The organism is Nocardioides guangzhouensis (genome assembly GCF_004519545.1).
GTDB classification, from domain to species: domain Bacteria; phylum Actinomycetota; class Actinomycetes; order Propionibacteriales; family Nocardioidaceae; genus Nocardioides; species Nocardioides guangzhouensis.
The window spans coordinates 1-3,296 of the sequence record NZ_SDKM01000094.1; the positions used below are offsets into that span (position 1 = coordinate 1).

Annotated in this window: 4 protein-coding genes and 1 riboswitch; of the genes, 2 read left to right on the top strand and 2 right to left on the bottom strand. The window is 73.6% G+C overall.

Going from position 1 to position 3,296, the window contains the following annotated elements:
* On the bottom strand, positions 1-271 hold a 271-nt coding region (locus EKO23_RS24475), incomplete at its 3' end, for a response regulator (protein ID WP_134721162.1).
* Entirely contained in the window at positions 268-1,503 is a 1,236-nt protein-coding gene (locus EKO23_RS24480; protein WP_167880642.1) for a sensor histidine kinase, read from the bottom strand. The genes EKO23_RS24475 and EKO23_RS24480, both read right to left, overlap by 4 nt.
* 165 nt (positions 1,504-1,668) lie before the next feature.
* On the opposite strand from EKO23_RS24480, the gene EKO23_RS24485 reads away from it, so the two are divergent.
* Both EKO23_RS24485 and EKO23_RS24490 read left to right on the top strand, forming a co-directional pair.
* Positions 1,669-2,574, top strand: a complete 906-nt coding sequence (locus EKO23_RS24485) for a hypothetical protein (protein WP_134721166.1) — start codon at positions 1,669-1,671, stop codon at positions 2,572-2,574.
* A 134-nt stretch (positions 2,575-2,708) separates the two neighbouring features.
* Positions 2,709-2,774: riboswitch (guanidine-III (ykkC-III) riboswitch) on the top strand.
* Between the two features lie 12 nt (positions 2,775-2,786).
* Entirely contained in the window at positions 2,787-3,101 is a 315-nt protein-coding gene (locus EKO23_RS24490; protein WP_134721168.1) for a DMT family transporter, read from the top strand.
* Positions 3,102-3,296 lie beyond the last annotated feature (195 nt).

A 3,296-nucleotide genomic window follows, 5' to 3' on the forward strand; every position in this document is an offset into this window, starting at 1 on the left:
ACTCGTCGAGGTCGAACGTGGTCAGGATCAGCACCCGGGTCGTGGAGCGGGCGTCCGCGCAGATCTCGCGGGTGGCGGCGATCCCGTCGAGGCGGGGCATGCGTACGTCCATGAGGACCACGTCGGGCCGGTGCCGGCGTACGGCGTCGACCGCCTCCCGTCCGTCCGCGGCCTCGCCGACCACGTCCAGGTCCGGCTGCGTGGCCAGCACCGCCACGAAGCCGGCGCGCACCAGCTCCTGGTCGTCCGCGACCACCACCCGGATGGTCACGGCGCCACCGCCGCGGGCACCGGGATCCGGGCCAGCACCCGGAACCCGTCCGCGGTCGGGCCGCTCTCCACGTCGCCGCCGTACAGCCGGGCCCGCTCCCGCATCCCGTCCAGCCCGCGGCCGGAGCCGGGGTGGCCGTTGCTTGCCGCGGCGCGGTCACGGCGGCCACCGTCGTCGACCACCTCCACCACGACCTCCGCCGGGTCGACCCTGACCCGGGCCCGCACCGTCGCTCCACCCGCGTGCCGCAAGGCGTTGGTCAGCGCCTCCTGCAGGATCCGGTACGCCGCGAGGTCGACGCCCGGCGGCAACGCGTCCGGGCTGCCCTCGACGCGCAGGTCCACGTCGAGTCCTGCGCGGCCCAGCTCCCCGACGAGGTCGTCGACGTCGCGCAGGCGCGGGCTCGGCGCGTGCGTGGCCGCGGACCCGGCGGTGGTCGACCCCTCGCCCGCTCCCTCGTCCGCGCCCTCGTCCGCCCCGTCGCCCATCGTCGCCAGCAGCCCACGCAGCTCGGTCAGGGTGCTGCGACCGACCCGCTGGATCGCGCGCAGGCACTCCGCGGACGGGCCCTCCTCCGAAAGCTGGGCCTCGCCCGCCTCGGCCTGCACGACCATCAGCGAGACGCTGTGCGCGACGACGTCGTGCACGTCCCGGGCAATCCGCTCCCGCTGCACCGCGGCGACCGCCCGCGCCTCCGCGGCCTGGCTGCGACGGAGCTCCTCCGACTGCGCAGCCAGCCGCTCGACGAGTCGGTTGCGCGACCAGACGATCCGACCGGCCACGAAGAAGCCGCCCACGAGGAACGCGATGAACTCCACGTCGTCGAAGGGGTTCCCGGTCGAGCGCCAGCTCACGTACATCGTCACGGGCACCAGGGCGACCAGGCACAGGACCGCCGTCCTCCTCGGGCGATAGGCCGCCACGGTGTACCCGCCCACGAGCAGCACGAAGAACACGGCAGTACCCTCGCTGCTGCCCATGAGAGCGCTCTGCAGGACCAGCAACCCGAGCGAGGCGAACCACACGGCCACCGGGAAGCGACGCCGGACCGTCAACGGCAGGATCACCACCACGCCCCAGAACAACACCTCGCCGACTTGCGCGTCCTCCCGGTCGTAGTTGCCGGACAGGGTCTCGCCCGCGGTGAGTGCGAGCATCACGGCGACGAGGGCCAGGTCGACCAGGTCCTCGCGACGGAGGCGGCTCCCCGCCGCCCGCGGGCGCTCCAGCACCTTTCCACGGTACGGCGCACGGACCGCGTGCGACATCGGTTCCCGCGATGACCCAGAGGCAATCGCCCTCGTCGTGGCGACGTACCGGCTCGATCGTCATCGCGGTCGTGCCGACCCGGAGTCGGTTCCTACCGTGCGAGGTCCCAACGCTCTCAGGAGGTCGTCATGTCCGATCGCCACGCACCCGCACCGCTCCGTCCGGCCACCGCGGTGGTGGCCCTGGCCGCGATGGCGGCCGCCGCCGCGGCCGGTTTCTGGCTGAGCCTGACCACGCCGGAGCTCCCCGGCACCGAGTCCCTCACGCTCGAGGACGCCGTCGACGCCGCCGCCCTCGTCCTGTTCGGCGTGCTGGGCGCAGTGCTGCTGGTACGCCGACGGGCCACGAGGCTCGGCGCCGCACTCATGCTGATGGCCTGCCTCGTCTGCCTGACGTACTTGTTCGGAGGCCTCGCGGATGCGCTCGCAGACGGCCGGGTGAACCCTCCCGTGGCGGCCCGTCTGCTCAACCTGGCGGGGCAGTCGACGTTCATCGTGGCGTTCTTCCTGCTGGCCCTGTCGCCCATGCTGCTCTTCCCGACGGGGTTGCTGCCATCCCGACGCTGGCGCCCGGTCGCATGGGCCGCAGCAGGCGGGCTCGCGGCGTCGGTGCTGTCCGTGCTGCTCAAGTCCGGCCCGGTCGACGAGGACACCCCCGCCTGGGGCGATAACCCGCTCGGGCTCGACGCGATGCCCGGGCTCGCGGACGTGCTGGAGGTCGTCGGCCTGTCACTGTTGGCGGTCACCGTCCTCGCGGGCGTCGCCGCCTTCGTGACCCGATGGGTGCGCTACCGCGGCCCTCGGCGTCGGCAGATGGCCTGGTTCAGCCTCGGGGTCGTCGTCCAGGTCGGTGGGCTGGCCACGGACACCAGCGGCAAGAGCCTGCTCCTCGAGGTGCTGCTGGCGCTGACCATCTTCAGCGGCCTGCTCTGGGGCATCGGCTGGCCGCTGCTCGGCCCGCTCGGCGACCGCGCGGAGGAGGCCGACCGGCTGACCGTCGCCCGGTCCGAGGTGGAGGGCGGCGTCCACGCGTGAGGAGCCACCGGCCCCGGAGGCAGTCGCGGCCTCCGGGGCCGGGTCGGTTCTTCACTGCAGGTCGGACGTGCTCGACCAGGCCCGGCCCCCTCGTCGCCCGTTTGGCCGCGGTGCACGGAGGTGCGACCCTGAGGCCAGGGCCCGACCGCGGGCTCCCGGACGAGCGGCGCCGTACCCGGTCAGCGACAAGACGACGTTCCCCGGGAGTCGTCATGCCGTGGTTCGTCCTTCTCCTCTCCGGCGTCCTCGAGGCCGTGTGGGCGCTGGCCCTGGGCCGGTCCGAGGGGTTCACCCGTCCGGTCCCGACCGCCGTGTTCGGCGTCGCCCTGGTCGCCTCGATGGCCGGCCTCGCGGTCGCGATGCGCTCGCTGCCGGTGGGCACGTCGTACGCCGTGTGGGTCGGCGTCGGCGCCACCCTCACCGTCGCCTGGTCGATGGCCACCGGCGCGGAGCCCGCCTCGCTCGCGAAGGTGCTGCTGCTGGCCGGCATCGTCGGTTGCGTCGCCGGCCTCAAGCTCCTGCACTGACCGGCGCCCGCCGCTGGTTGAGGAGGGCGCCCTGCGCCCGTCTCGAAACCAAGGCCACCCAGCGGTAACCCGTCGGCGATCCGTGCGCAAAGCAGGTACCAGGGCCCGATTCGGATGATCTCTGCACGGATCGCCGGGAGATTGGGGCTCCTGCCCTCGGGGCGGCTGGTTTCGAGACGCTCGCTGGCGCTCGCT

Bases quoted from the DNA above. Each gene is read 5' to 3' on its own strand.
- EKO23_RS24485 (WP_134721166.1), top strand. From the start codon at position 1,669: ATGTCCGATCGCCACGCACCCGCACCGCTCCGTCCGGCCACCGCGGTG.
- EKO23_RS24490 (WP_134721168.1), top strand. From the start codon at position 2,787: ATGCCGTGGTTCGTCCTTCTCCTCTCCGGCGTCCTCGAGGCCGTGTGG.